The organism is Roseateles sp. P5_E4, from assembly GCF_054049255.1.
Genome location: NZ_JBFUMS010000009.1, coordinates 80,312 through 105,857, shown reverse-complemented (window position 1 = coordinate 105,857; position 25,546 = coordinate 80,312). Strand labels below are relative to the sequence as shown.

23 protein-coding genes are annotated in these 25,546 nt (G+C 68.5%); 9 read left to right on the top strand and 14 right to left on the bottom strand.

The window, feature by feature from the left end; translation table 11 throughout:
• Window positions 1-12 precede the first annotated feature (12 nt).
• The 4 genes from thrC to speD are packed head-to-tail and all read left to right on the top strand — an operon-like array spanning window position 13 to window position 3,242.
• On the top strand, window positions 13-1,404 hold the full coding sequence (gene thrC / locus ACXJLH_RS18225) for a threonine synthase (protein WP_457445656.1): 1,392 nt from the start codon (window positions 13-15) through the stop codon (window positions 1,402-1,404).
• Window positions 1,397-2,605, top strand: coding sequence for a molybdopterin molybdotransferase MoeA (locus ACXJLH_RS18220; RefSeq protein WP_056195608.1), 1,209 nt, complete (start codon window positions 1,397-1,399; stop codon window positions 2,603-2,605). The genes thrC and ACXJLH_RS18220 overlap by 8 nt, the downstream gene beginning before the upstream one ends.
• Window positions 2,602-2,859, top strand: coding sequence for a molybdopterin converting factor subunit 1 (gene moaD / locus ACXJLH_RS18215; RefSeq protein WP_457445655.1), 258 nt, complete (start codon window positions 2,602-2,604; stop codon window positions 2,857-2,859). Before ACXJLH_RS18220 ends, moaD begins: the two co-directional genes overlap by 4 nt.
• On the top strand, window positions 2,856-3,242 hold the full coding sequence (speD, locus tag ACXJLH_RS18210) for an adenosylmethionine decarboxylase (protein ID WP_457445654.1): 387 nt from the start codon (window positions 2,856-2,858) through the stop codon (window positions 3,240-3,242). Before moaD ends, speD begins: the two co-directional genes overlap by 4 nt.
• Here speD and ACXJLH_RS18205 read toward each other — a convergent pair.
• From ACXJLH_RS18205 to ACXJLH_RS18165, 9 genes are all read right to left on the bottom strand, one after another.
• Window positions 3,200-4,786, bottom strand: coding sequence for a flavin monoamine oxidase family protein (locus tag ACXJLH_RS18205; protein WP_457445653.1), 1,587 nt, complete (start codon window positions 4,784-4,786; stop codon window positions 3,200-3,202). The genes speD and ACXJLH_RS18205 overlap by 43 nt on opposite strands.
• A 38-nt stretch (window positions 4,787-4,824) precedes the next feature.
• Window positions 4,825-5,082, bottom strand: coding sequence for a hypothetical protein (locus tag ACXJLH_RS18200; protein WP_056195613.1), 258 nt, complete (start codon window positions 5,080-5,082; stop codon window positions 4,825-4,827).
• Between the two features lie 59 nt (window positions 5,083-5,141).
• Entirely contained in the window at window positions 5,142-6,698 is a 1,557-nt protein-coding gene (locus ACXJLH_RS18195; protein WP_457391541.1) for a polyamine aminopropyltransferase, read from the bottom strand.
• Window positions 6,695-7,639, bottom strand: a complete 945-nt coding sequence (locus ACXJLH_RS18190; RefSeq protein ID WP_457445652.1) for a TolB family protein — start codon at window positions 7,637-7,639, stop codon at window positions 6,695-6,697. The genes ACXJLH_RS18195 and ACXJLH_RS18190 overlap by 4 nt, the downstream gene beginning before the upstream one ends.
• Window positions 7,640-7,674: 35 nt before the next feature.
• Window positions 7,675-8,025 (bottom strand): YciI family protein, encoded by a 351-nt coding sequence (locus ACXJLH_RS18185; protein ID WP_457445651.1) that lies wholly within the window; start codon window positions 8,023-8,025, stop codon window positions 7,675-7,677.
• Window positions 8,018-8,647: a hypothetical protein gene (locus ACXJLH_RS18180; protein ID WP_457445650.1), complete on the bottom strand. Its 630-nt coding sequence runs from the start codon at window positions 8,645-8,647 to the stop codon at window positions 8,018-8,020. The genes ACXJLH_RS18185 and ACXJLH_RS18180 overlap by 8 nt, the downstream gene beginning before the upstream one ends.
• A gap of 46 nt (window positions 8,648-8,693) precedes the next feature.
• On the bottom strand, window positions 8,694-8,915 hold the full coding sequence (locus ACXJLH_RS18175; RefSeq protein WP_057300037.1) for a DUF350 domain-containing protein: 222 nt from the start codon (window positions 8,913-8,915) through the stop codon (window positions 8,694-8,696).
• Between the two features lie 22 nt (window positions 8,916-8,937).
• Entirely contained in the window at window positions 8,938-10,536 is a 1,599-nt protein-coding gene (locus ACXJLH_RS18170) for a DUF4178 domain-containing protein (protein ID WP_457445649.1), read from the bottom strand.
• A gap of 250 nt (window positions 10,537-10,786) precedes the next feature.
• Window positions 10,787-11,815: an SPFH domain-containing protein gene (locus ACXJLH_RS18165; RefSeq protein ID WP_056195627.1), complete on the bottom strand. Its 1,029-nt coding sequence runs from the start codon at window positions 11,813-11,815 to the stop codon at window positions 10,787-10,789.
• Window positions 11,816-11,927: 112 nt separating this feature from the next.
• Between ACXJLH_RS18165 and ACXJLH_RS18160 the strand changes: the two genes are divergently transcribed.
• From ACXJLH_RS18160 to clpB, 3 genes are read left to right on the top strand one after another with little or no spacing between them, the layout of a single operon-like run.
• Window positions 11,928-12,401, top strand: a complete 474-nt coding sequence (locus tag ACXJLH_RS18160; protein ID WP_056195629.1) for a molybdenum cofactor biosynthesis protein MoaE — start codon at window positions 11,928-11,930, stop codon at window positions 12,399-12,401.
• Window positions 12,398-12,763 (top strand): fluoride efflux transporter CrcB, encoded by a 366-nt coding sequence (gene crcB / locus ACXJLH_RS18155; protein WP_056195632.1) that lies wholly within the window; start codon window positions 12,398-12,400, stop codon window positions 12,761-12,763. Before ACXJLH_RS18160 ends, crcB begins: the two co-directional genes overlap by 4 nt.
• Window positions 12,764-12,822: 59 nt before the next feature.
• Window positions 12,823-15,414 (top strand): ATP-dependent chaperone ClpB, encoded by a 2,592-nt coding sequence (clpB, locus tag ACXJLH_RS18150; protein ID WP_457445648.1) that lies wholly within the window; start codon window positions 12,823-12,825, stop codon window positions 15,412-15,414.
• Window positions 15,415-15,439: 25 nt separating this feature from the next.
• On the opposite strand, the gene ACXJLH_RS18145 is transcribed toward clpB, so the two are convergent.
• From ACXJLH_RS18145 to ACXJLH_RS18135, 3 genes are all read right to left on the bottom strand, one after another.
• Entirely contained in the window at window positions 15,440-16,756 is a 1,317-nt protein-coding gene (locus tag ACXJLH_RS18145) for a GGDEF domain-containing protein (RefSeq protein WP_457445647.1), read from the bottom strand.
• 83 nt (window positions 16,757-16,839) lie between these two features.
• Window positions 16,840-17,823, bottom strand: coding sequence for a DUF2804 domain-containing protein (locus tag ACXJLH_RS18140; protein ID WP_457445646.1), 984 nt, complete (start codon window positions 17,821-17,823; stop codon window positions 16,840-16,842).
• Window positions 17,820-18,806 carry an AraC family transcriptional regulator ligand-binding domain-containing protein gene (locus ACXJLH_RS18135; RefSeq protein ID WP_457445645.1) on the bottom strand — a complete coding sequence of 329 codons (987 nt, stop codon included), beginning with the start codon at window positions 18,804-18,806 and terminating at the stop codon, window positions 17,820-17,822. The genes ACXJLH_RS18140 and ACXJLH_RS18135 overlap by 4 nt, the downstream gene beginning before the upstream one ends.
• 127 nt (window positions 18,807-18,933) lie before the next feature.
• Here ACXJLH_RS18135 and ACXJLH_RS18130 point away from each other — a divergent pair, with 127 nt between their 5' ends.
• On the top strand, window positions 18,934-19,809 hold the full coding sequence (locus tag ACXJLH_RS18130; protein ID WP_457356017.1) for a sterol desaturase family protein: 876 nt from the start codon (window positions 18,934-18,936) through the stop codon (window positions 19,807-19,809).
• On the opposite strand, the gene ACXJLH_RS18125 is transcribed toward ACXJLH_RS18130, so the two are convergent.
• Both ACXJLH_RS18125 and ACXJLH_RS18120 read right to left on the bottom strand, forming a co-directional pair.
• On the bottom strand, window positions 19,799-21,805 hold the full coding sequence (locus tag ACXJLH_RS18125) for a S9 family peptidase (protein ID WP_457445644.1): 2,007 nt from the start codon (window positions 21,803-21,805) through the stop codon (window positions 19,799-19,801). The two genes, ACXJLH_RS18130 and ACXJLH_RS18125, sit on opposite strands and share 11 nt — an antisense overlap.
• On the bottom strand, window positions 21,802-23,784 hold the full coding sequence (locus ACXJLH_RS18120) for an alpha/beta hydrolase family protein (protein ID WP_457445643.1): 1,983 nt from the start codon (window positions 23,782-23,784) through the stop codon (window positions 21,802-21,804). Before ACXJLH_RS18120 ends, ACXJLH_RS18125 begins: the two co-directional genes overlap by 4 nt.
• Window positions 23,785-23,913: 129 nt before the next feature.
• On the opposite strand from ACXJLH_RS18120, the gene nadB reads away from it, so the two are divergent.
• Window positions 23,914-25,527, top strand: coding sequence for an L-aspartate oxidase (gene nadB, locus ACXJLH_RS18115; protein WP_457445642.1), 1,614 nt, complete (start codon window positions 23,914-23,916; stop codon window positions 25,525-25,527).
• Window positions 25,528-25,546 lie beyond the last annotated feature (19 nt).

Sequence of the window (25,546 nt, the reverse complement as noted above, 5' to 3'; positions counted from 1 at the left end):
GCCTGAACTGACATGAAGTACATCTCCACCCGCGGCGACCAGACCGAGCGCGGCTTCTCCGACATCCTGCTCGAAGGCCTCGCTCCCGACGGCGGCCTTTACCTGCCCAAGGCCTACCCGAAAGTCGACGCCGCCACGCTCGCGCGCTGGCGCGGCCTGGCCTATGCGGACCTCGCCTTCGAGATCCTGTCGCTCTACATCGACGACATCCCCGCCGACGACCTGCGCGCCATCACGCGCCGCGTCTACACGGCCGAGGTCTTCGGCACCGAGGCCATCACGCCCCTGACCTGGCTGGGCGACCACATCGCGCTGCAAGGTCTGTCCAACGGCCCGACGCTGGCCTTCAAGGACATGGCCATGCAACTGCTGGGTGCGCTGTTCGAGTACGAACTCGGCCGTCGCGGCGAGACGCTCAACATCCTGGGCGCGACGTCGGGCGACACCGGCAGCGCCGCCGAGTACGCGATGCGCGGCAAGAAGGGCGTCAAGGTCTTCATGCTCAGCCCCAACGGCCGCATGAGCCCCTTCCAGCAGGCGCAGATGTTCAGCCTGCAAGACGAGAACATCCACAACATCGCCGTCGACGGTGTGTTCGACGACTGCCAGGACATCGTCAAGGCCGTGTCCAACGACCTCGCCTTCAAGCGCGAGCACCGCATCGGCACGGTCAACTCCATCAATTGGGCGCGCCTGTTGGCCCAGGTCGTCTACTACTTCGCCGGCTACTTCCAGGCGACGAAGAGCAACGCCGACAAGATCAGTTTCACGGTGCCGAGCGGCAACTTCGGCAACGTCTGTGCCGGCCACGTGGCGCGCATGATGGGCCTGCCCATCAAGCAGCTGGTTGTCGCGACCAACGAGAACGATGTGCTGGACGAGTTCTTCCGCACCGGCGCCTACCGCCCGCGCAGCACGGCCGACACTCACGAGACGTCCAGTCCGTCGATGGACATCTCCAAGGCGAGCAATTTCGAGCGCTTCGTCTTCGACCTGCTCGGCCGCGACGGTGGTCGCGTGAAGCAGCACTTCGGCGCCAGCCAGTTCGAGCTGGGCGGCGGCGAGCATGCCGACATCGCCGGCTTCGGCTTCGTGTCCGGCCGCAGCACGCATGCCGACCGTGTGGCAACCATCCGCCGCTGCCATGCCGAGCACGGCGTCATCATCGACCCGCACACCGCCGACGGCCTCAAGGTGGCGCTGGAGAAGCGCGATCCCAACGTCACGATGCTGGTGCTGGAGACGGCCCTGCCGGCCAAGTTCGCGGCAACCATCCACGAGGCCCTGGCCATCGAGCCGCCGCGGCCCGCCGGGCTGGAAGGCATCGAAGAACTCCCCAAACGCGTGAAGGTCATGCCGGCCGATGTAGGCCAGGTGAAGGCCTACATTCACGCCAATGTCTGAAGCCCCCAGGAAGCCGTTGATCCCGCTGGACGAGGCGCTGGCCGCGCTGCTGGCGCAGATCCAGCCGCTGGCCGGGCGCGAGACGCTGGCCACCAGCGCCGCGGTTGGCCGTGTGTTGGCCGCGGACCTGATCTCGCCGGTGGACGTGCCACCGGCCGACAACTCGGCGATGGACGGCTATGCGCTGCGCGCCGCCGATGCGGGCCAGGCATTGCCTGTCACGCAGCGCATTCCCGCTGGCAGCGTGCCCGCACCGCTGCCACCCGGCGAGGCGGCGCGCATCTTCACGGGCGCCCATGTGCCACCGGGTGCGGACACCGTCGTCATGCAGGAGTTCACCGAGCTGGTGGGCGACAAGGTCAGCATGACCCAGCCCATCACCGCTGGCGCCAACGTGCGCCTGCGTGGCGAGGACGTGCGCGCCGGTTCGGTCGTGCTGCCGGCCGGCACGCGGCTGGATGCGGTCTCCGTCGGGCTGGCCGCGACCGCTGGCGCCGCCGAGCTGACCGTCACCCGCCGACCGCGTGTCGCACTGTTCTCCACCGGCGACGAACTCGTCATGCCCGGCGAGCCGCTGCCGCCCGGTGCCATCTACAACTCCAACCGCTTCACGCTGCGGACCCTGCTCGAAAGCCTGGGCTGCGAGGTCATCGACCTTGGCATCGTGCCCGACCGCCTCGATGCAACCCGCGCCGCGCTGCGCGAAGCGGCGTCCCAGGCCGACGTCATCCTCACCTCGGGGGGCGTGTCCGTCGGCGAGGAAGATCATCTGCGCCCCGCCGTGCAGGCTGAGGGCCAGCTCGACCTGTGGGCCATCGCGATCAAGCCCGGCAAGCCGTTCGCGTATGGCCGCGTCGGCGCTGCCCACTTCATCGGTCTGCCCGGCAACCCGGTTTCCAGCCTGGTGACCTTCCTCGTCCTCGTGCGGCCCTTCCTGCTGAAGTTGCAAGGCGCTGCGCGCCTGACGCCGCGGGGCTATCGGCTGGCGGCCGGCTTCGACTGGCCCAAGCCCGACAAACGCCGCGAGTTTCTGCGGGTGCGTCTGGACGAAGAGGGCGGCCTGGCGATGTTCTCCAACCAGAGCAGCGGCGTCTTGACCTCGGCGTTTTGGGCCGACGGCCTGCTCGATAACCCGCCCGGCCAGGCCTTCAAGGCGGGCGACGCGGTGCGCTTCATTCCGTTCGCGGAGCTGCTGGCGTGAGCATCACGGTCAAGCTGCGCTTCTTCGCCTCGCTGCGCGAGAAGCTGGGCGAGGGCGAGGCGCTTGCACTGCCCGAGGGCAGCACTGTCGCCTCCGCGCGCGAGGCACTGCAGTCGCGAGGTGGCATCCATGCCGAGACGCTGGCTCGCGGCCGCGCGGTGCGGGCGGCGCTGAACCAGAAGATGTGTGCCGAATCCGCCGAGCTTGCAGACGGCGATGAACTGGCGTTCTTCCCTCCCGTGACCGGCGGATGAACGGCCTGCACCTGACGGCCGACCTGCACGGCGTTGACCCGACGCTGGCGGTCATGCGCGATGCCGACGCGCTCGCCGCTTTGTGCCGCGACGCGGTGACTCGCTCAGGCCTCACCGGCGTTGCGGAACTCTTCCACCGCTTTGCACCGAAGGAAGAGCAGAGCGGCGTCACCGGCGTCGTGTTGCTGGCCGAATCGCATCTGGCCGTGCACACCTGGCCCGAGCTGGGCGGTGTGACGCTGGACGTCTATGTCTGCAATTACGGCGCCGACAACAGCGCCAAGGCCGAGGCCCTGCTCGATGCCTTGCTGAAGGCGTTCGCGCCGCGCGAGACGGCAGTTCAGAGGCTGAGCCGCGCGGCCGCCTCGACGCCGGCCGTGTAGGCCTCCTCGAAGACCGAGTACCCCGCCAGGTCGCTGTGTGCGAACACGACGCGGCCGCGCTGGGCGTTCAGCGCGGCCAGCTCGGCCGAGCCACGCAGGCCAGGTGCGGGGATGCTCATCGCATGGCCGAAGCGGCAGAGGTCGATGCGCTCGAGCTTGGCCGGCAGGTCCGGGTGGGTCTGGGCCAGCTCCTGGGTGACGATCCCGGCCCAGTGCTGCCAAGGCTGCTTCAGCAGCTCGCCACGCTGGCTTTCGGGCAGTGCGAGGTAGGCCGTCAGCACCGGTGGGCGCGGCGTCGGATCGCGCGACTGGTGACGCGCGTCGACATAGCCCAGGGCCACGCTGCCATAGCGCACGTTGTCCCAGGAGGGTGGCGCGCCGGGGCGTTGCAGCAGCGGCTCGCGAAGCGCGATGCTGGCCGTCAGCCAGGGGGCGTGGGCCTGCTTCAGCGAGCGCAGGGCATCAGGCGGCGCGGCCAGCAGCCGGGCCGACACGAACAAGGGCGCGGCCATGACGACGGCGCGCGCTGCCCAGCGTTCGGGCGCGCCGGTCGCCTCGTTCCAGGCCAGCAGTTCGACGCCCTGGCGCTGCTCGGTCACGCGCAGCACCGTGCGGCCCAGATGGATGCGCTCGCGCAGCGGCGCGGCGACGTGGGCGCTGAGCCAGCCATTGCCTTCGGCCCATGTCAGCACCGGCTCGCGCTCGGCCGCCTCGTCGCCGGACGCATGGAAGCCATGGCGGCTGGCGAAATAGTGCAGACCGGCCCAGGCAGAGACGGTGCTGTCCCCGGCGCCGAAGTCGTCGCGGCAGCAGTAGTCGAGATACCAGCGAAGCCGGGTATCGTTCAGGCCGGCGGTGTCCAGCCAGGTGGCGAAGGTCTGGGCGTCGAGCGTGGCATGGCCGGCGGTCCAGCGCGCACGGTGGCTGGGCATGGCAAAGCTGAGTTCACGCTGCGCCTGGGTGACCAGCACCGAGAAGCGCCGGTACTGCGCCAGCGACGCGGCGCCCTCCGGCGGCGGCAGCAGGCCCTCGCGCCATTCGCCGTCGATGAAGAGGCGCTCCTGCGGGCTGTGGCAGAGGTGGCGCTCGTCCCAGACCGTGCGGCCGAGTTGTTCACGGGCCAGGCCCAGCTCGTGGAGCAGTTCGTTGACTTCACGCGCCTGGGCGCCGGGCAGCGGCAGGTAGTGAGCGCCGAGGGGGCAGGGCGCGCCGGCCAGCACGTGGCCACGACTGTTGCCGCCGGCCTGGTCTTCGAGGTCGAGCAGGGCGAAGTCGTCGATGCCGCGCCGGGCCAGCGCACGCGCGCAGGCTAGGCCGGCGACGCCAGCGCCGACGATGAGCACGCCCGTGGTCTTCAGCGGCCCGTCGGCCTTGGGCAATTCGCCCCGCAGCCGATGGCCGCGCTCGGGATGGGTGCCGACCCAGCCGCCCTGCAGGGCCGGCGCGTCGGGCGTGCAGCCGCCGGCCAGCAGGCCGAGCAGCAGCGCCCGGCGGGAGGGGCCGGTGGTTTCGACGCGGGGAAAAGAGGGCTGGGGCGGGCGCAAGGGCGGCAGGGTAGCAGCCTGCGCCGTCGCCTCGCCCGTCAGCTCGCCACGGGCTTCACATCGTCGCCATCACTGTTTGAGCGCCATTCGCGCAGCTCTTCGGCCAATACCGGGTGGTGGTCGGCCGCGGCGCGCTGCATCAGCGCTTCGACATTGGCTTCGGTCACATGCTCGTGGCCGACGCCGTGGACGAGGTTGTCATAGATGCTGTCAATATTCCTGGCATCGGTGCCGGGCGGCGTCGACGGCAGGTCGACCTGGGCCAGGGCTTCGGGCTTCAGGGTGGCAGTCTGCATGGGTGGCTCCTGCGCCAGCGTCTTTTGCCGGCGAGCCGATCTTCCGGCAAAAGGCGCGCCTAGTGAACCTGCCCCCACTCGGTTTCAAACTCTTGCACCAGCACCTGGTTGCTGAGGCGATTCACCTCGGTCGGTACGCGCGCCATGTCGGGCGGAAAGTCGAGGAGGGCGGGCAGGCTCTGCAGGCTGAGGAAGCGCAGGCCGGGCGGGAAGGCCGCTGGCTGCCGGAAGGGCCGCCGCGAGGCCAGCACAAAGCCCCATTCGCCAAAGCTCGGCACATGCGCGTGGTAGGGGGTGGCGGTAAGTCCGACCGATTCCAGTGTCGTGACGACTGTCCAGAAGCTGCGCCGGGCGATCAGCGGCGAGGTGGTCTGCACGACGGCGTAACCGGCGGCGCTGAGGTGCTGGTCGACGAGCTCGTAGAAGCTCGCCGTGTAGAGCTTGCCGAGGGCGAAATTGGACGGGTCTGGGAAGTCGATGACGATGACGTCGAAAACCTCGGCGTGCTGTTCCAGCCAGCCGAAGGCATCGGCATTGACGATGCGCAGCTTGGGCGACGAAAGCGAATGGCCGTTGAGCGCCGCGAGCTTCGGCGTAGACGTGAACAGGCCGGTCATCAATGGGTCCAGCTCCACCAGCGTCACCTGCTCGACGCTCGAGTACTTCAGGATCTCGCGCACGGCCATGCCGTCGCCGCCGCCGAGCACCAGCACGCGCTTGGGGGCTCCCTGGGCCGCCATGGCCGGGTGGACCAGGGCCTCGTGATAGCGGTACTCGTCACGCGAGTGAAATTGCAGATTGCCGTTAAGGAACAGCCGCGTGCCGCCGCCGCCATCGGTGACGACGATGCGCTGGTAGGCGCTGCTCTGCTTGAAGACGATGTGCTCGCCGTAGAAGCGTTCCTCGGACCAACGCGTCAGCGCATCGGCGCCGAGCAGGGCGGCCAGCAGCAGCACGGCCGACAGCCCGCAGGCGATGGCCTGGCTGCGGCGCGCGCGCAGCTCGGCGCGAAAGATCCACAGTGCCCAGACCGCGACGGCCACGTTCAGCAGGCCGAAGGCGATGCCCGTGCGCACCAGGCCGAGCTGGGGCACCAGCACCAGCGGGAAGGCCAGGGCCACGAGCAGGGCGCCGAGGTAGTCGAAGGTCAGCACCTGGGAGACCAGGTCTTTCAGGCCATAGCGCGCGCTGAAGTGGCGCTTCAGGATGCGCATGACGAGCGGGATCTCCAGCCCGACCAAGGCGCCGACGAGCAGCACCAGCGCATAGAGCAGGGTTTTGAAGGCCGCGCCTTCGCCCGGCGGCAGCAAGCTGTGCACGGCGAAGAGGCCGGCCGGCATCAGCCCGCCGATGACGCCCACGAGCAGCTCCACCTGCAGGAAGACGCCGACGAGCTGGCGTTCGACGAAGCGCGACAGCCAGGAGCCCAGGCCCATGGCGAAGAGATAGACGCCGATGACGGTGGAGAACTGCAGCACCGAGTCGCCAAGCAGATAGCTGGCCAGCGCGCCGGCCGCCAGCTCGTAGACCAGGCCGCAGGCGGCGATGACGAAGACGCTGGCGAGCAGCAGCAGCTCGGCCAGTGAAGCGCGAGCGGTGGGCTGCTGCTCGGTCACGGCTTGAGCAGCACCGAGAAGGCCAGCCGCTTGCCGTCCGGGCTGGCGGCGATGTTGCGGATGGCGCCGCCCAGGTCGGCGAGTTCGGCAAAGGCCTGGAAGCTGCCGCCCAGCTTGCCATCCCAGCGCAGCAACAGATTGCCGCGCGCCATCAGCATCGAGCCATCGGGCAGGGCCACGAAGTACTGGCTGCGGTTGGCGTCTTTTTCGCCCTCCGGGCCGACGGGCGTCTCCACCAGCACCTGCGGCGCCTTGTCAGCTGCGCCCATCGCACAGATGCGCCAGTGGGCCGGGTCGGTCTGGTCGACGAAGAGGGCGCGCTTGCCGTCGGCCGTGCGGCCCAGCGACCGGCCGGGCTTGGCGGTCAGCAGCGTCTGCTGGCCGGTGGTGCGGCTGATGAGCACAGCCCGGTGGTTGTTGCGCTCCGGCACGTCGTCGACGATGAAGGCGGCCAACTGGTCGGGGTTGACCCAGGCGTGGTAGCCGATGCGCTTGGTCGGTACCACGGGTGCGACGGGCTTGCCGTCCCAGCCGAACAGCCACAGGGACGGCTCGTTGACCTCGATGCCGTAGGCCGGATCGGCGGTGACGACGCGGATGGCCGAGAAGCCGTTGCCGTCGACCAGCGGCGTCGGCGAGTAGAGGTTCTCGGTCGTCGCGGTGACGGCCACGGTCGTGCCCTTGGCAAGGTCGTGGCGGTAGATGTTGTTTGAACCGGTGCGGCCCGAGGTGTAGACGACGGCCGCGCCGTCGTGGGTGAAGGCCGGCTGGAAGTTGTTGCCCTTGCCGGGCGTGATGTTGCGGGTGTCGCTGACCTTGCCCGCGGCGACATCGAGCCGCGCGACGAAGATGGCCACGTCGGGTGGTGCGTCGGCGGCCGAAACGGGCAGGGCGATCGCGAGGAGCAGGGCCTGGGCGAGGCCGCGGACGGAGAAGGTCATGGCTGGCCAGTGCAGTCGTTCAGCGGGCCGCGAGTCTAGAACGACACCGGCTGAGGCAGGGCCTTGCTCCAGTAGAAGATATCCCAGCCGGCGCGCAGACCGCCGGTCGTGAAGGGGTCGATGGCGATCAGAGCCTCGACGGCAGCCTTGTCCGGCGCTCGAACGACCCACAAGCCGCCCACCGGCGTTGCCTCGGGCGATTCCCGCAGTGAGCCGGCGGCGCGCAGCACATCGGCGTGGGCCGCCACCCATTCGAGATGCGCCTGCAGCAGCTGGCGGCGCAGTTCACCGGCGCCGGGCTTGTCGTGAAAGCGCACGGCGAACAGCGTCCAGTCCTCGTGGGCGTTGGCGGTCAGCGTGCGTAAGTCGCGCGGGCCATCACTCACAGCGCACCTGACTGGCCTGGGTAGGGGCGGCCACGGTCCAGCCTGTGGTCGAGCGGATCAGCCGCACCGTCGCCGTCGTGCTCTGTGCTCCGAGGCAGAACTTCAGATAGGAGTGGCTGAAGAGCTCCAACTCGGCGGTGTCGTTGCCGGTCCAGCGTTTGAAGGTGAACAGGCCGTAGTCGCCGTGCTCGATGTGGTCGCGCGGTAGAAGGCGGTCGCCGACGATCTCCCAAACGAAGACGCCGCTCGGTCCGGTGGACTCTCGGTGCAGCGCCGTCACGGCGTAACGGCCGTCCAACGAGACCTCCGGCGGCTCGAAGACCTCCACCTTCTGGCCGGTCGTGCGGGACACCCAGAAGGTCGTCTCGCCTTCGTAGCTGCGCGAAGACACGACGAAGAACTTGCCGTCGGGCGAGGTGCCGGTGAGTCGGTGGTCGACGTAGTCCTCGGGATGGGCATCGCCGGGATGCACGCTGTCAAAGCGCACGGCCTCTCCGTTGGCCGCCTTGACCTGCAGCCGCAGGCCTTGTCGGATCGCGGCGGGCGCGAGCTTGGCCAGCAACCGGACTTCGGCACGAAGCGCTTCCTGGCTTGGCGCGTCTGCGCTTGTAGGTCCCGCCATTGCGGCCAGGCCGATCAAACCGGCGGCGAGCCAGGCCCGCCGCCCTTCAGCCATGAATGGCCGCCGCGACGATGTTGCCGATGGAAATGCACATCGCACCAACGACGATGGCCAGCGCGATGTTCTTGTGCTCGACGAGTTCTTCCCAGAGCTTGTACGGCGTCATCTTGTCGACGATGACGAAAGAGAGCCAAAAGATGACGACACCGATGACGGCGTACATCGTCGAGCCGAGGATGACCTCGGGTTTGAGCCAATCAAGTGTCATGGTGCTCTCCTGCTGTGTTGGGTCACTTGTGGCCGCCGCCGCCGCTGCTGTAGCCGCCGTAGCTGCCGCCGCTGTTGCCGATATAGGCGCCGCTGCCGCGCGAACTGGCGCGGCACTGGCGGTACTCATTGCTGTTCTCGCCGAAGCTGCTCTTGTACTGCTGGCAATCGTCGCTGGAGCAGGCACGCAGCAGGGCGAACAGCAACACGACGAGGAAGAGGCCGATGATGATGTTGCGCAGCAGGTTGCCGCCGCTCTTGAAGGCGGAAGTGTCACGTGCGAACTGGACGGCCGGTGCCACCAGGTTGAAGGCCGTCTTCACGGTGTCGGCCGGCACCGGGCTGCCGCCGCTCCAGGTGATCTCGGGGCCCTGCTGCTCGCGGCTCAGCAGGAATTGGCCGTCGCGGGTGATGTAGTCGGTGACCTGGACGCGGTCTTCCAGCCGCACGGGCCAGTAGAACTCGCCCAGTACATGGGTCGTCTTGGCGCCGTAAACCCAGCGCTGCGCATAGTCGCGCCCCTGCCAGCTGACGCCGCCGCGGCCCGAGGTGGGGGCGCCGGTCAGCGTGCGCACCAGGCTCCAGCCCTCGCGGGTGTCGACAAGGAAGGCAAAGCCCGCCAGCCGGTTGTAGAGCAGGTATTCGCGCCAGAAGCTCTGCTCGTCGTCGGCGTCCTCGGGGATGTCGCAGCGCTCCTGGTAGCCCACGACCTGCCAGGCTTCGGGCTTGCCGCCGTCAACGGCCAGCGTGCCGGTGCGGCCCAGCGGAATCAGCGGCGGCAGGCCGCGATCCTGCGGGGTGAAGCCCAGGGCCTTGGATTCGCCCTCCGGCAAGTCGACCACGGCATTGCACTGGGCGCAGACCATGCTCTTGGTCTGCGTGAGCTTGGGCTCCAGTGGTGCGCCGCAGCTCGGGCAGGCGATGGCCCGGCCCTTGAACTTGGCTTCCGCGACCGACTCGCCCTCGGCCGTCGTGCGCAGGCCCTGCAAGGCCATGTCGGCGAGAAGCACACTGCGGCCAACGGACCAGACCGGTGGCTGGCCGTCGCGGTATTCCAGGCTGCCGACCTCGCCCTTGTCGTTGCGCAGCTCGATGACGCGGCCGGGCTTGGGCGGCCGTGGCAGCTCGCCTTCGGCCGCACGCAGCGCCGCCTCGACGATGGCGGCCACCTGCCAGCGCTGGCCGGCCAGCGTCAGCGGCTGGCCGAGGGCGGGGGCTTCGGGCGGAGCTTCAGCGAGTGGCGCTTCCAGGCTGAGGACGAACTGGCCGTTGTCCTCGCTGAGCCAGGCCACGCGGGGTGCGTCGGCACCGGTGTCGAAGAACAGATGCCATTCGTTCCAGTTGCCCAGCTCCGAGCCACGCTGCACGCGTCCGACGACGGCAAAGCTGCGGCCCATCCAGCGGCCGGTCGTGCCGAGCTGCAGCGGCGAATAGTCTTCGAAGATCTCGGCGCTCTGGCCGATCTGGCTCAGCGCCTCACCGTCGCGCAGCAAGGTGCTGCGGCAGAAGCCGCAGACGGCACTCGCAGAAGCCGCGCTCGCGAACTCGACCGGCGCGCCGCAGTTGGGGCAGGCGGCGCGCCAGCGACGCTGGGCGGCTGGCGCCTGAGGGCCTGTGGACACTACGGAAGTAGGCCGCGAAGGCCATCCGCCCGGGGCCAATCAAGGCGTACCGCGCCGCCCGCACTGATGTGCGGGCAAGCGGTGCAACGCGGAGTGGCCCCGGGCGGATGGCCTTCCCTGCGGGTTGCGGCCAGAAAACCCGCGCGCGGCGTTGCGAAGCCTCGCTTGGGGCCTACCCAAGCCTCGTTTCGCGCCTTGCTCGCGGGCTTTCTGGCCACAACGCGGTCTGCTGCCGTAGTGTTCACAGGCCCTAGCCAAGTTTCTTCAGCAGATCGGCCTTCTTGGCGGCGAATTCCTCGTCGGTCAGGATGCCCTTGGCCTTGAGGTCGCCGAGCTTTTCCAGCAGCGAGACGATGTCTTCGGGCTTGCTGGCCGCCGGTGCGGGCGCCGCGGTGCCGACGCCGGCCAGGCCCTGGCCCAGCGTCTGCGCCAGCGTCTGGCCCAGGGCCACGCCGGCGCCCAGGCCCACGGCCTGGCCGGCAATGCCACCGCCGTCGCCGCCGCCCTTGGCCATTTCGGGCAGGGCTTGCGCGGCCTGGTACTGCATGAACTGGCCCATGTTCTGGCCAATGATGCCCATGCCGATGCGCTGGTCGAGGATCTTCTGCAGCTCCTCGGGCAGCGACACGTTCTGCATCGTCACCGAGATCAGCTCCAGGCCGATGGCCGAAAAGGATTCGGCGGTGGCGTTTTTCAGCGCGGCAGCGAACTCGACCTGGTTGGCAGCCAGGTCCAGGAAGGGCGTACCGCTGCTGGCGACGGCGTCGCTGATGTGCTGCAGCATCAGGCCACGCAGCTGGCCGTCCAGGTCCTGCACCGTGTAGCGCTCGCGCGTGCCGGAGATCTGGCTGTGGAAGACCTTGGGGTCCAGGATGCGGTAGGCGTAGTTGCCGAAGGCGCGCAGGCGCACGGCGCCGAAGTCCTTGTCGCGGATGGCGACCGGCTGGCTGGTGCCCCAGCGCTGGTCGATCTGCTGGCGCGTGCTGAAGAAGTAGACGTCGCTCTTGAAGGGCGACTCGAAGAGCTTGTCCCAGTTTTTGAGATAGGTCAGCACCGGCAGGGTCTGGGTCGTCAGCTTGTGGGTGCCGGGGCCAAAGACGTCGGCCACTTGACCCTCGTTGACGAAGACCGCGACCTGGGATTCCCGCACGACGAGCTGGCCGCCGTTCTGGATTTCCATGCCGGACATCGGGAAGCGCCAGGCCAGCACGCCATCGCCGTCCTCCGTCCACTGGATGACGTCTATGAACTGTTTCTTGATGAAATCCATCAGGGCCATGTCGATTCCTGGCTGCGTGAGAAGAAATGAGGGGCAAGTATCCGGCGGCGGGCTCAGACTTCAACGGCCAAACATGTGAATCTCACCGCGCGCCAGGGTGAGAATCTCTGTCATGCCCAGAGTTTGCATCCAGTCCGGGGACTTTGACGTCGGCGCCGAAACCTCCGCCCTGCGGATGGGGGATGGCGGCGTCGGTGCCGTCGTCGCCTTCGTCGGCACCGTGCGCGAGCACAGCAGCGGCGCGGCAGTGTCGGCGATGGAGCTGGAACACTACCCGGGCATGACGGAGGCGGCCATTGAGGCCATGGTCGACGCGGCCATGGCCCGCTTCGACATCCGTGCCGCCAAGGTCATCCACCGCGTCGGCACCCTGCAGGCCCGCGACCAGATCGTGCTGGTGCTCGTCACCAGCGCCCACCGAGGGCAGGCCTTCCAGGCCTGCGAATTCCTGATGGACTATTTGAAGACCCAGGCGCCGTTCTGGAAGAAGGAGCACACGCCGGACGGCGCGCACTGGGTGGATGCCCGGGTGGCGGACGACGAGGCGCTGGCGCGTTGGGGGATTGCCGGGGGGAATGCCCTGTGAATGCGTTGGCAGTTTCGATAGGCGCCGCCTTGGGCGCGCTGACTCGCTGGCAGGCCGGCCTGCTGTTCAACACCCGTTGGGCCGGTTTCCCGCTCGGTACGCTGCTGGTCAACCTCGTGGGGGGCCTGTTGATCGGCGTTGCGCTGGAGTGGCTGGGCCGCCATCCGAACGAATTGCTGAAACTTTTGCTGGTGACGGGCTTCCTCGGCGGGCTGACGACGTTTTCTGCCTTTTCGGGCGAGTCGCTGGCGTTGTTGCGGCATGGCGAGCTGGGCATGGCTGCTGCCCATACGCTGGCCCACGTGCTGGGAGCGCTTTTTGCCGCGTGGCTGGGGATGCGTCTCGTGCAGGCCTTGATCTAGCTCAACTTGAAAAGCGCCGGCTGGCGCCCACTTGGCTTGGCAACCGGAGGATTCCCACCATGCGTGCCGACAAGTTCACCACCCGCTTCCAGGAGGCCCTGGGTGAGGCCCAGAGCCTGGCCCTGGCCCGCGACAACCCCTATATCGAGCCCGTCCACGTGCTGGCGGCCATGCTGGCCCAGGATGAAGGCCCGCGCGCTTTGATGGAACGCGCCGGCGTCAATGCCGGCGGCCTGCGCACGGCGCTGGACGGCTTGATGGCTGGCCTGCCCCAGGTCAGCGGCTCGGGCCAGACCGTGCAGGCCGGGCGCGATCTCGTTTCCCTGCTACAGGCGGCCGAGAAGGAAGCCACCAAGCGCGGTGACCAGTTCATTGCCAGCGAGATGTTCCTGCTGGCGCTGACCGAGGCCAAGACCGACCTGGCCGGCGTCGTGCGCGGCCATGGGCTGACGCGCCGGTCGCTGGAGTCCGCCATCGAGGCGGTTCGCGGCGGCCAGAAGGTCGAGTCGGCCGAGGCCGAGGGCCAGCGCGAGGCGCTGAAGAAATACACGCTGGACCTGACCGAGCGCGCCCGCATGGGCAAGCTCGACCCCGTCATCGGCCGCGACGAGGAGATCCGTCGCACGATCCAGGTGCTGCAGCGCCGCAGCAAGAACAACCCCGTGCTGATCGGCGAGCCGGGCGTGGGCAAGACGGCCATCGTCGAGGGCCTGGCCCAGCGCATCATCAACGGCGAGGTGCCCGATTCGCTGAAGGGCAAGCGCGTGCTCGTGCTGGACATGGCCCTGCTGCTGGCCGGCGCCAAGTACCGCGGCGACTTCGAGGAGCGCCTCAAGGGCGTGCTGAAGGAGGTCAGCCAGGACGCCGGCCAGACCATCCTCTTCATCGACGAGATCCACACCATGGTGGGCGCCGGCAAGTCCGAGGGCTCCATCGATGCCGGCAACATGCTCAAGCCCGCTCTTGCGCGTGGCGAGTTGCATTGCATCGGCGCGACGACGCTGGACGAATACCGCAAATACGTCGAGAAGGACGCGGCCCTGGAGCGCCGTTTCCAGAAGGTGCTGGTCGACGAGCCGACGGTGGAGGCCACCATCGCCATCCTGCGCGGCCTGCAGGAGAAGTACGAGGTCCACCACGGCGTGGAGATCACCGACCCGGCCATCATTGCCGCGGCGGAGCTGAGCCACCGCTACATCACCGACCGCTTCCTGCCCGACAAGGCCATCGACCTCATCGACGAGGCCGCGGCCAAGATCAAGATCGAGATCGACTCCAAGCCCGAGGCCATGGACCGGCTGGACCGCCGCATGATCCAGCTCAAGATCGAGCGCGAGGCGGTCAAGAAGGAAAAGGACGAAGGCTCCATCAAGCGCCTCGGCCTCATCGAGGACGAGCTGCTGAAGCTGCAGCGCGAGTACAACGACCTGGAAGAGATCTGGACGGCAGAGAAGGCCCAGGCCCAGGGCTCGGCCCACGTCAAGGAAGAGATCGATCGCGCCCGCCAGCACATCGAGGAATGGAAGCGCAAGGGCGACTTCAACAAGGTTGCCGAGTTGCAGTACGGCAAGCTCCCCGAGCTGGAGAAGCAGCTCAAGGAGGCCCAGGCCAAGGAGGCCGGCAAGGCCGGCACCAACAGGCCGCAACTGCTGCGCACGCTGGTGGGTGCCGAGGAGATCGCCGAGGTCGTGGCGCGCTCTACCGGCATTCCGGTCTCCAAGCTGATGCAGGGCGAGCGCGAGAAGCTGCTGCAGATGGAAGCCAAGCTGCACGATCGCGTCATCGGCCAGGACGAGGCCATCCAGGCCGTGTCCGACGCCATTCGCCGTTCACGTGCCGGCCTGAGCGACCCGAACCGGCCGCTGGGAAGCTTCCTTTTCCTCGGCCCCACCGGCGTTGGCAAGACCGAGCTGTGCAAGGCCCTGGCCGGCTTCCTGTTCGACAGCGACGACCACATGGTGCGCATCGACATGAGCGAGTTCATGGAGAAGCACTCGGTGAGCCGCCTCATTGGGGCGCCCCCCGGCTATGTCGGCTATGAGGAAGGCGGCACGTTGACCGAGGCCGTGCGCCGCAAGCCCTACTCCGTGCTGCTGCTTGACGAGGTCGAGAAGGCCCACCCGGACGTGTTCAATGTGCTCTTGCAAGTGCTGGACGACGGCCGCCTGACCGACGGCCAAGGCCGCACGGTGGACTTCAAGAACACCGTCATCGTGATGACATCAAACCTCGGCTCCCAGCACATCATGGCGTTGTCGGGTGAGAAGGACGAGGTCATCCGCGAGGCCGTGTGGGGCGAGGTCAAGGCCCACTTCCGGCCCGAGTTCCTGAACCGCATCGACGAGACGGTCATCTTCCACGCGCTGGGCGCCGACCACATCAAGTCCATCGCCCGCATCCAACTGCGGCTGCTCGAGGCGCGCCTGGAAAAGATGGAGATGAAGCTGGACATCAGCGAGGCGGCGCTGAACGAACTGGCCAAGGTCGGCTTCGACCCCGTCTTCGGCGCCCGGCCGCTGAAGCGAGCCATCCAGCAGCGCGTCGAGAACCCGCTGTCCAAGCTCATCCTCCAGGGGCGCTTCGGCCCGAAGGATGTGATCCCGGTGCAGGTCGAAGGCGGCGAGTTCTCGTTCGGTCGCGTCGTGCACTGAGCGTCGTGCGCGGCGCCCGCCACGCTCAGAGCGTGGTGACGGCGTCGTGCGCGGTGTCGAGTTCGACGCGGTTGCGACCGGCGGCCTTGGCGCGGTAGAGGGCCGCGTCGGCCCGCTTGAAGGCGCGGTGGGTCGACGCCCCGGGCGGTGCCAGCGCAACGCCGAAACTCGCCGTGATGCCGAAACGGCCCTTGGCGTCGAAGTTGCCGCGTTGCACGGCATCGCGCAGCTTCTCCGCCAGCCGCACCGCGTCGTCGGCATGGCGGCCCTGGCAGGCGACGAGGAACTCCTCGCCGCCCCAGCGACCGATGACGTCACTCGTGCGCAGATTGGCCGACACGATGGCGGCCATGCGGCGCAGCACCTCGTCGCCGACGGGGTGGCCCCAGCGGTCGTTGATGTGCTTGAAGTGGTCGATGTCGAGCAGCACGAGCGCCACGCCGGCCGATTCGGCCTCGAAGTCCTCCAGCGCTGACTCCAGCCCGCGCCGGTTGAGCACCCCGGTCAACTCGTCGATGGTGGCCAGGCGGCGCAGCTTGTCCTGCTCGACGCGCAGCAGGCGGGTGCGTGCCGTCAACGCGTCGATCTCGCGCTGCTGGCGCAGATGGCTGCGCCGCAGCGCGCGCCAGTGCCGGCCCACCACGGTGCCGGCCGCCAGCAGCCAGGCGCAGAGCAGGCCGAGGTAGAGGGTGTCGCGGGCGATCCACGGCCCCTTGAGCGTGAGATGGCGCAGCTCCAGCTCGTGGTTCTGGCCGGCGAGGCCGTCCGCCACGTCGATGGACAGGCTCGTCACGTTCTCGACACTGGGCCGGTTGAACTCGCGCGGCAGGTCGAACTGCGTGATCCACCACTCGGGCACGGTCAGCTCGGAAAGTTCAAGGGTGACCGGCCCGGTGACATCGCGCCCCCTCAGGTTGATCGACTGCATGCGGGAGCTGTTGCCGTCGGTCAGCTTGGAGAAGCGCGGGTCGAAATTGCGCAGGGCCACGCGCAGATGAGCGGCACTGCCCTGGTAGGCCAGGTCCATCTCCAGGTTGTCGAATCCGCTCAGGTTCCTGCCGCGGGCCGGGTCGTCGCCGCTCAGCACGAGGGTGATGCCACACGATTGCGAAGGGCTGTTCGCGGGATAGCGGCAAACCCAGCGGCGGCGTTCGAAATCGACCCACTGCACGGGGGGCTCGCCCGGTGCGTCGCCCGCGGTGATCAGGAACAGGTTGCTCACCGCACCGGGGGCCGCGAGGTCGATGCTGCGCTCGGGCAGCCAGGCCTGCGCCAGCACCAGTGCCACGGTCAGCGCAATGCCGGCCGCGAGGTTGCGTGTGGGTGTGGTGGCGTGGGGCACGTGGGGGGCGACTGGAGATGCGCCATGACTGTATCGACCCGCCCCGGTCTTTGAACCGACCTGCCGAGCCCGAGCGTGACGTATCACCAGCGGGAGCGGTGGTCCTCGGTCACGCCCAGCAGGCCGTCGATGCGGCGCGCCGGTGCGCCGGCACCGGCCCGCACCGTGCCGGCGAAGCAGCCGATGGGCTGAACGTAGTGGCTGGCGGCGACGAGGAGGTCACGGTCCTCGGCACGTGCGCCTTCAGGCGTGAAGACCAGGTCAAGCAGGCCGTCGTCGGTGTGCACCCGCCACGGCCGCAACGGCTGGGTGGGGTCGAAGTCGAAATGCGCGTCGGCCAGCGCGATCGGCATGCCGTCCAGCCACAGCACGTTCTCCTGCCCGCCGAAATAGCCCTGCTGCAGATTGAAGCCGACGTCGGCGCGGTGGGCGCTGGCCCAGCGCCAGGCGGTGTCGCGGGCGAGCAGGCCATTGGACGCGTCGACCGCCGCCCAGGCGCCATCCAGGCCGAAATGATGGCCCTCGGCCTCGGCCCAGCCTTGCACGGGCAGGGCGGTGGTCTTTTGCGTCGCATGGACGATGCCGCCGTCGACCGGGCCGATGGCCAGCAGCGGGGGCGCCATGAGGCCGAGGTCCAGGCGAGCCTGGATGCGCAGCGCGCGCGTGGCGACCGTGAGGCGCAGGCTGTCGTCCGGCTCGTGGCAGAGCGCCAGACGCGCGCCTGGGCCGCGGAACCAGGTGCGGGCGCCGGCGAGCGGCGCGTCGGATACACCGGCCTGCAATCCCGGCAGGCCATCCTGGCGCCAGTTGGCCAGCAAGGTGCGGCGACGGCGGTCGAAGAGGTAGGCGAAAGCCGTGCAGGTCCAGCCGAGGTGGACGATGGCGACGCCGATGAAGAGCTGCTCATTGCCCAGGCCAACATAATGCCAGCGCTTGTGATGCAGCTTGTGCCAGAGCCAGGAGCGGCGCTCACGCATGGGTGACCAATCGATGCGCGATATGCGGCCGGCATAGCGGCCCATGGCCGGCGCGCCATGGGTGACGACGGTTTGGGGAGCCAGGTTCATCGTGAATGCTGTCTGCGCCACTGCAGCGGCGCCTGGCCTGTCCACTGCCGGAAGGCGCGCGTGAAGGCGCTTTGCTCGGAATAGCCGAGCAGCAGAGCCACCTCGGCCAGCTCGACGCCGGGGTCGCGCAGATAGGCCTCGGCCAGTTGCTGGCGAGTCTGCGACAGCAGGGCCTGGAAGCTCTGGCCCTGTTCGGCCAGCCGCCGCTGCAGGCTGCGCGGGCTCATCTGCAGGCTGAGCGCCAGATCGGGCAGCTGGGTGCGGCCACTGCGGATCAGGCCGACCAGGGCTTGGCGCCAGACGCCGACCGGCTCGCTGATGGCAGCCACCTCCTGCAGCAGGCGTTCGGCTTGATCGTCGAGCAGCGCCAGCAGGGCCGCGTCGGCGCCGCGCAAGGGCAGGGCGAGGTCGCGCAGCGCCAGCACAAGGCGTGTGCTGGGCTGATCGAAGCGCACCGGGCCGCCGAAGAAGTCCTCGTAGGGCCGCACGTCGGCCGGGTGGCGGTTGACGAAGTCCGCCGCCAGTGCGTGCACCGGCCTGCCCGTGAACTCACGCGTCAGCTGCACCAGGGCCGCGATGGCGGTCTCGTCGACGAGGGCGCCGGGGCGGCCGCGCTCCACGCCCCATTCGATGCAGATGCCCTCGGGGCAGGGGTGAACCTGGGCGATGTTCACGTCATAGACCGAGCGGTGATAGCGCTCCAGCCGCTGCAGGGCCTCGCCCAAGGTACCGCAGGCCAGCGCCGCGAAGCCGACGACGCCGAAGTGCCGCGGCGCGATGCCGCGCGCCAGGCGCAGCGGGAAGGTCGACTTCGGGCCGGGGTCGAGGTCGCGTGCCCGCTCGAGCAGCGCCTGCCAGCGGCGCAGCGCGACAAAGGTCTCGGCCGGCGCCGGCGGTGTGCCAAGGGCTTCGGCGCGGCCGAGCGCGCCCATGTGCTCGAAGAGCAACTGGACATAGCTGGCGGCGACACGGGTCTCATCCACGGCCGGTCGATGATGCAGCAGTGCCGGCCACCGTCCTCTGCGTGATCTCCCCAGGCGTGGCGTGATCCGTCAAAAACCCGGGTTTTGCCGTCAAGAAAGCCTGGCCGTTTCGGATCAACATGGCGGCATGGACTGGCTGCTCGACCTCTACCACCGCCACGGCGACTGGCGCGACCTGACGCTGGTCATGTTGTCACCCGTCTTCGGCGTCTTCATCGCGATGGAGGCCTGGCGCTTTCGCAGGACCGGCGTCTTCGACCTCTGGGACACCTTCGACAGCATGAACAGCGGTGGCAGCTACCTGGTTGCCGACCTGGTGCTGCTCGTCGTGCTGGTGTTGCCGGCCATGGGCTGGGTCCATGACCACCGCCTCTTCACCGTGGATGTGACCGTCTGGCGCTTCATCGGCCTGTTCCTGCTCGTCGAGTTCCTTTATTACTGGTTCCACCGCGGCAGCCACCGCATCCGCTGGTTCTGGTGTGCCCATGTCGTGCATCACGGCTCGGAGAAGATGAACTTCGGCACCGCGCTGCGCCAGAGCTGGTTCTATCCGATTGCGGGCAACTGGCTGTTCTACCTGCCGGCCGTGTGGCTGGGCTTCGAGCCTCGCTGGGTGCTGTTCGCGCTGTCACTCAACCTGGGCTATCAGTTCTTCGTGCACACCGGCTGGGTGGGCAAGATGCCGGCCTGGTTCGAGTTCATCTTCAACACGCCGTCCCACCACCGCGCCCACCACGGCCGCAACCCGCAATACATCGACAAGAACTTCGGCGGCACGCTGATCGTCTTCGACCGCCTGTTCGGCACTTTCGTGCCCGAGGAGGCGGCGGTGGACTACGGCCTGGAGCACCCCTTTTACACACACAACCTGTTCTGGCTGAATGCGCACGAGTGGCGGGCGATGTTCCACGACATGGCCCAGGAGAAGACCTGGGGCATGCGCCTGGCCCACCTATGGAAGCCACCGGAGTGGCGGCGGCATTACAACGGGTTCAAGGGCTAGTCGGGCCCAGGTATTTGGCCAGGAAAGCCTCCATGCGCTCGGCGAAATCGGCGCGATTCTTGAGCACCGCAAAGCCATGGCCTTCGCCGGGGTAGGTCACCCAGGCCGGCTCGTTGCCGGCCTCGCGCATGGCCTTGCGCAGGCGCTCTCCGTGGGCCAGAGGCACCCGCAGGTCGGCTTCACCGAAGGCCAGCAGCACGGGCGCCTTGATGCGGGCCGCCTGCTTGACGGGTGAATGAGCGGCGATGAGGGCGGCGTCCTTCTCCGGGTCGCCCACCATGTCGCGCAGCTGGAACTGGCGGCCCCACTCGGGGATGTCATCGCGGACCCACCAGGACCCCGCCACATACAGATCCAGGTCGGTCACGGCCACCCAGGCCACGCCGCAGCGGTAGAGCTCGGGGTCCTTGATCAGGCCCATCAGCGTGCTGTAGCCGCCGTAGCTGGCGCCGGCGATGCAGGCCTTGTCGCTGGCGATCTTCTGTTCCTGCGCCCAGCGCAGCGCGTCCGCCACGTCGTCCTGCATGGCCTGGCCGAACTGGCGGAAGCCGGCGCGGAAATGGTCTCGGCCGTAGCCGGTGCTGCCGCGGAACTCCGGCTCGATCACGGCGTAGCCTCGCGAGGCCAGGAATTGCGCATAGGCATGCCAACCCCAGGCATTGCCGCGCACCCAGGGTCCACCGTGTACGAGAACGACGGCCGGCAGCGGACCTGTGGCCTCGGCGTTCTTCGTGACCCAGACAGGCAAATCGCGGCCATCGCGTGCCTTGATGCGGTGCAGGTCCATCTGTGCCATCTCGGACGGCTCGATCGCGTTGCGCATGCGGCCCACGGGGCGCCAAGCTGCTTCGCCCGCGGGCGGCTGGGCCTGGTAGAGCCACAACTGGCCGGGCTCGCGGTCGCTGTAGGAGCGCACCAGCGCCACGACATCGGCCTGGCCGCAGCGCCTGCAACTGATGCTGTTGACGCGGCCCGGCATGCGCTCGTCCGCCGCCTTTTGCAGCGCCTGCATGGCGGCGTTCTGCCAGACCGTCGTCTCGGCGTCGGTCGTGACACGCACGCCCAGGGCAGTGCCCGCAGCGTCATTGAGCACACGACCGTTGAAGTCGAAGCCCGGTGTCACGACCAGGGGCTTGGGGTCTGGCGCGTGACGTTCGAAGTCGTACAGGCTCAGCACCGTTTCGCTGCCGCGCTGGGTGTGCGTCACATAGAGCCGGCCGGCATCGTCGACGGCGTTGATGCCGAAGGGCGCGTTCAGCAGATCGCTTTCGTACAAAGGCTGCCAGTCCTGGCGGCCCGGGCCGCGCCACAGGGCGCCTCGCCGGCCGTCGCGGCGCGTCAGCGCGACGCGCAGCTCGCCGCGGCTGTCGGTCACCCAGCCCACGGTGTCGGGTGGGGTGTTCACGTCGGTCAGCCGCGTGCGGCCGGTGCGGGTGTTGAGCCACAGCGGCGTTTCCAGGTGGCGCTCGTCAGGCGTGAACTCGGCCAGCAACACCTCTTCGTTGACCTCGTTCGGTTGTGGCCGTGGCACGGCCAGCAGGCGGTGGTTCCAGTCCAGCAGACGATCCTGCCGGCTGCCGTCAGTGAAGAATGGCCGCCCCATGCGCCGCACCAACTGTCGGATCTGGCTGCCGTCGGGGTTGATTGCAAACAAGCCAGGCGCGCCATTGGGGCGGCCGCTGCCATCGGACAGGTCCGTGACGCTGAAGACCAGCCGGTCATCGTTGACCCAGTAGGCCTGCGAGATGTCACCATCATTGAACTGCGCGGTGCGCATCGGCTTGCCGCCAGGGTTGAGGTCGAAGACCCCGAGGCCGACGCGCGGCCCGCCGAAGGTGCTCCTCACGGCGAGCTTGCGGCCCGACGGCGACAGCACGGCCTCGACGATGGTGGGGTCCTTGAAGAAGGCTTCGGCCGGCGGCGGCGCGGCCAGGACCGGGGTCCCCGTGGCGAGCGTGGCCAGCAGGATCAGTGGGGCGAGCAGACGCTGCTTCATGGCTGGTCCAAATGCTTGGCGAGAAAGGTCTCCACCCTGCGGGCGAAGTCCAGTCGGTTCTCGGGCTTGCCGAAGCCATGGCCTTCTTCGGGGTAGCTGACCCATTCCGGTGGATTGCCGGCCGCTGTCAGGGCGTCGCGCATGCGCTTGCCATGCACGATGGGCACGCGCAGGTCTGCCTCGCCGTAGGCCAGCAGCACCGGCGCCTTGATGCGCGAGGCCAGCTTCACCGGTGAGTTGGCGGCCAGCATGGCGGCATCCTGCTTGGGGTCGCCGACCATCTCGGGAAGGGTCAGCTTGCGGGCGATGCTGCTGTCATCGCTCACCCACCACGACCCCTGCACCATCAGCTCCAGGTCCGTCACGGCCACCCATGCCACGCCGCAGCGGTAGAGGTCGGGTTCCCTGGCCAGGCCCATCAGCGTGCTGTAGCCGCCGTAGCTGGCGCCGATGATGCAGGCCTTCTCGCTGGCCAACCCTTCCTTCTGCGCCCAGCGCAGCGCGTCGGTCACGTCGTCCTGCATGGCCTGGCCCCATTGCTTGAAGCCGGCGCGCAGATGCTCCTCGCCGTAGCCGGCGCTGCCGCGGAACTCCGGCTCGATGACGACGTAGCCGCGCGAGGCCAGGAACTGCCCCCATTTGTCCCATTCCCAGACATGGCCCCGCACCCAAGGCCCGCCGTGCACCAGCACAACGGCCGGGCGCGGCCCCTTGGCATCGTCGGCGCGCGTGATCCACACCGGCAGTTCGCGTCCGTCACGGGCCTTGATGGTCTTGAAATCCATCGTGGCCATCTGCTCGGGGGCGACTGCCTCGCGCACCCGGCCGATGGAGCGCCAGTGGGGCTCTCCGTCGGGCGGTTTACCCAGGTAGAGCCAGACCTTGCCGGGGTCGTGATCGCCGTAGGACTTGATGATGGCCACCATATCCTGCTGGCCGCAGCGAAGGCAGCTGATGCGGTTGATGAAGCCAGGCAGGCGCTTGTCGGCCTGCTGCTGGAACTTGGCCATGCGCTCATCCAGCCAGACCGTCGCCTCACTGTCCACCAGCGCCCGCACGCCCAGCACGGTGCCGCCTTCGGTGATCAGGTGGCCGGCGAAATCGAAGCCAGGCGTTGCCACGATGGCGGCCTGAGCGGGCGCTTTCGCTTGGGCGTCGTAGCGCGCCAACACGCCTTGCGGGCTTCCTTTGGGCACGTGCGTGACGTAGAGCGTGCCTTTGCTGTCGACGTCGTGGAGCCTGAAGGGCTGTTTCAGCACCGTCGTGTCGTAGAGCTGCTCCCATTGCGTGCTGCCCGGCTTGAGCCAGTAAGCCTGCAGGCGGTCGTTCGTGAAGCTCACTGCGGCGCGGGGCGCGCCGCTGGCGTCGACCAGCCACTGCTGGATGTTGTCGGCCGGTGCCTGAACGGCGACGTCGCGCGTCATGCCCGTGCGAGTGTTCAGCCACAACAGCGCCTGGGTGCGGCGCGAGTAGGAGGTCACCAGCACTTCTTCATTGGGTTCACCGGGCCGTGGCTCGGGCACCAGGCGCAGGCTGTGGCTCCAGTCCAGCAAGCTGTAGTCAGGCTCCCCCTTGTTGATCCCGAAGCGGTTGTCGCGCTCGATGAGCTTTCGCAGCCCGGTGCCGTCCGCGTTCACGGCGAACAGGCCCGGCGGCCGCCAGTTCTCGCCACTCAGGTCCGTGAGGCTGAAGACGAGCCGGTCATCGTTGACCCAATGGACCTGAGTGACATCCTCCTTGCCGAATTGCACGGCTCGCGTCAGCTTGCCACCGGGGGCCAGTTCCAGCACGACGAGGCCGACGCGCTTGGCGCCTTTGGCGGTCGTGATGGCCAGCCGCTTGCCCGAGGGCGACAGCGCGATTTCGCCGATGTCCGGATCGCCAAAGAACACCTCGGCCGGCGGTGGGGCCGCCCGCGCGGCGCTGACGAACAGCAAAAGGCCGGCAACGACGCCGGCCCAGCACTTCAATATCTCCATATCGCTCCCTGCACTGCTTCGTTGACAGCGGCGCGCAGCATAGGGGAGGGCGTGGCGTAGGCAGCCTGCGTGTGATGGCAATCCTCACCATGGCGCGGGAGTGCCGGCACTGCACGACAATGCCCGGCCATGACTGCTGCCCCCCCAGACGACGCCCCCGTCGTCATCATCGGCGCCGGCCTGGCCGGCCTCACCGTGGCCCTGCATCTCGCCGACAGCGTGCCCGTCGTCATCCTCGCCAAGCGCGAGCTGACCGAGGCGGCCACCGCGTGGGCCCAGGGCGGCATCGTCGGCGTGCTGGGCAGCGACGATTCCATCGAAAGCCATGTGCGCGACACCCAGGACGCTGGCGCAGGCCTCGTCGACGAAGCCGCGGCCCGCTTCATCGCCGAGCGCAGCGCCGCGGCCGTGGGCTGGCTGGTGGACCAGGGGGTGCCCTTCACGACCGACGACACCGGCCCGATGGGCCTGCACCTGACGCGTGAGGGCGGGCACGCCGTGCGCCGCATCGCCCACGCGGCCGACGCCACCGGCAAGGCCATCCACGACCAGCTGCTGGAGTTGGCCCGCAAGCACCCCAACATCACGCTGCGCGAGCGCTGGATGGCGCTGGACCTGATCACGTCACGCCACGTGCAGCGCGACGAACCTACCCGCGTCTACGGCACCTACGCGCTGGACATCGACACCCAGCGCGTGGAGACGCTGGCGGCACGCGCCGTCGTGCTGGCCACTGGCGGTGCCGGCAAGGTCTACCGCTACACCACCAACCCCGACACCTCGACCGGCGATGGCATCGCCATGGCCTGGCGCGCCGGCTGCCGGGTCGCGAACATGGAATTCATCCAGTTCCACCCGACCTGCCTGTATCACCCGCAGGAGCGCAGCTTCCTCATCACCGAGGCCTTGCGCGGCGAGGGGGCCTACCTGAAGCTGCCTGAACATCTCGGGGGCACCCGCTTCATGGCGGCGCATGACGAGCGCATGGAGCTGGCGCCGCGCGACATCGTCGCCCGCGCCATCGACTTCGAGATGAAAAGGCACGGCCTGGACCATGTGTGGCTGGACGCCACCCACCTGGGAGAAGCCTTCCTCATCGAGCATTTCCCGACCATCCACGCCCGCTGCCTCAAGCTCGGCATCGACATCGCCAGGCAGCCCATTCCCGTCGTGCCGGCCGTGCACTTCACCTGCGGCGGTGCCGTGACCGACCTGCTCGGCCGCTGCGACCTGCCGGGCCTGTATGCCGTGGGCGAAACCGGCTATACCGGCCTGCACGGCGCCAACCGCCTGGCCAGCAACTCGCTGCTGGAATGCGTGGTGCTGGGCCAGACCTGCGCGGCCGACATCCTGTCGCACCCGCTCCCCGACGGGGCCCCCATCCCAGCCTGGGACGAGAGCCAGGTCGAGAACGCCGACGAGCAGGTCGTCATCGCCCACAACTGGGACGAACTTCGCCTGTTGATGTGGAACTACGTCGGCATCGTGCGCACCACCAAGCGCCTGGAGCGCGCGTTGCACCGCATCAAGCTGCTGCGCGGCGAGATTGATGACTACTACGGGAGCTTCCGCGTCACACGCGACCTGCTGGAGCTGCGCAACCTCGTCGAATGCGCCGAGCTGATCGTGCGCTCGGCCCTGATGCGCCACGAGAGCCGCGGCCTGCACTTCAGCCGCGACTACCCGCGCACGCTGCCGGTGAGCTTCCCGACGGTGTTGATCAGCAAGCGGCGCCGACGCTAGCACCGAGCGCGGATATGCC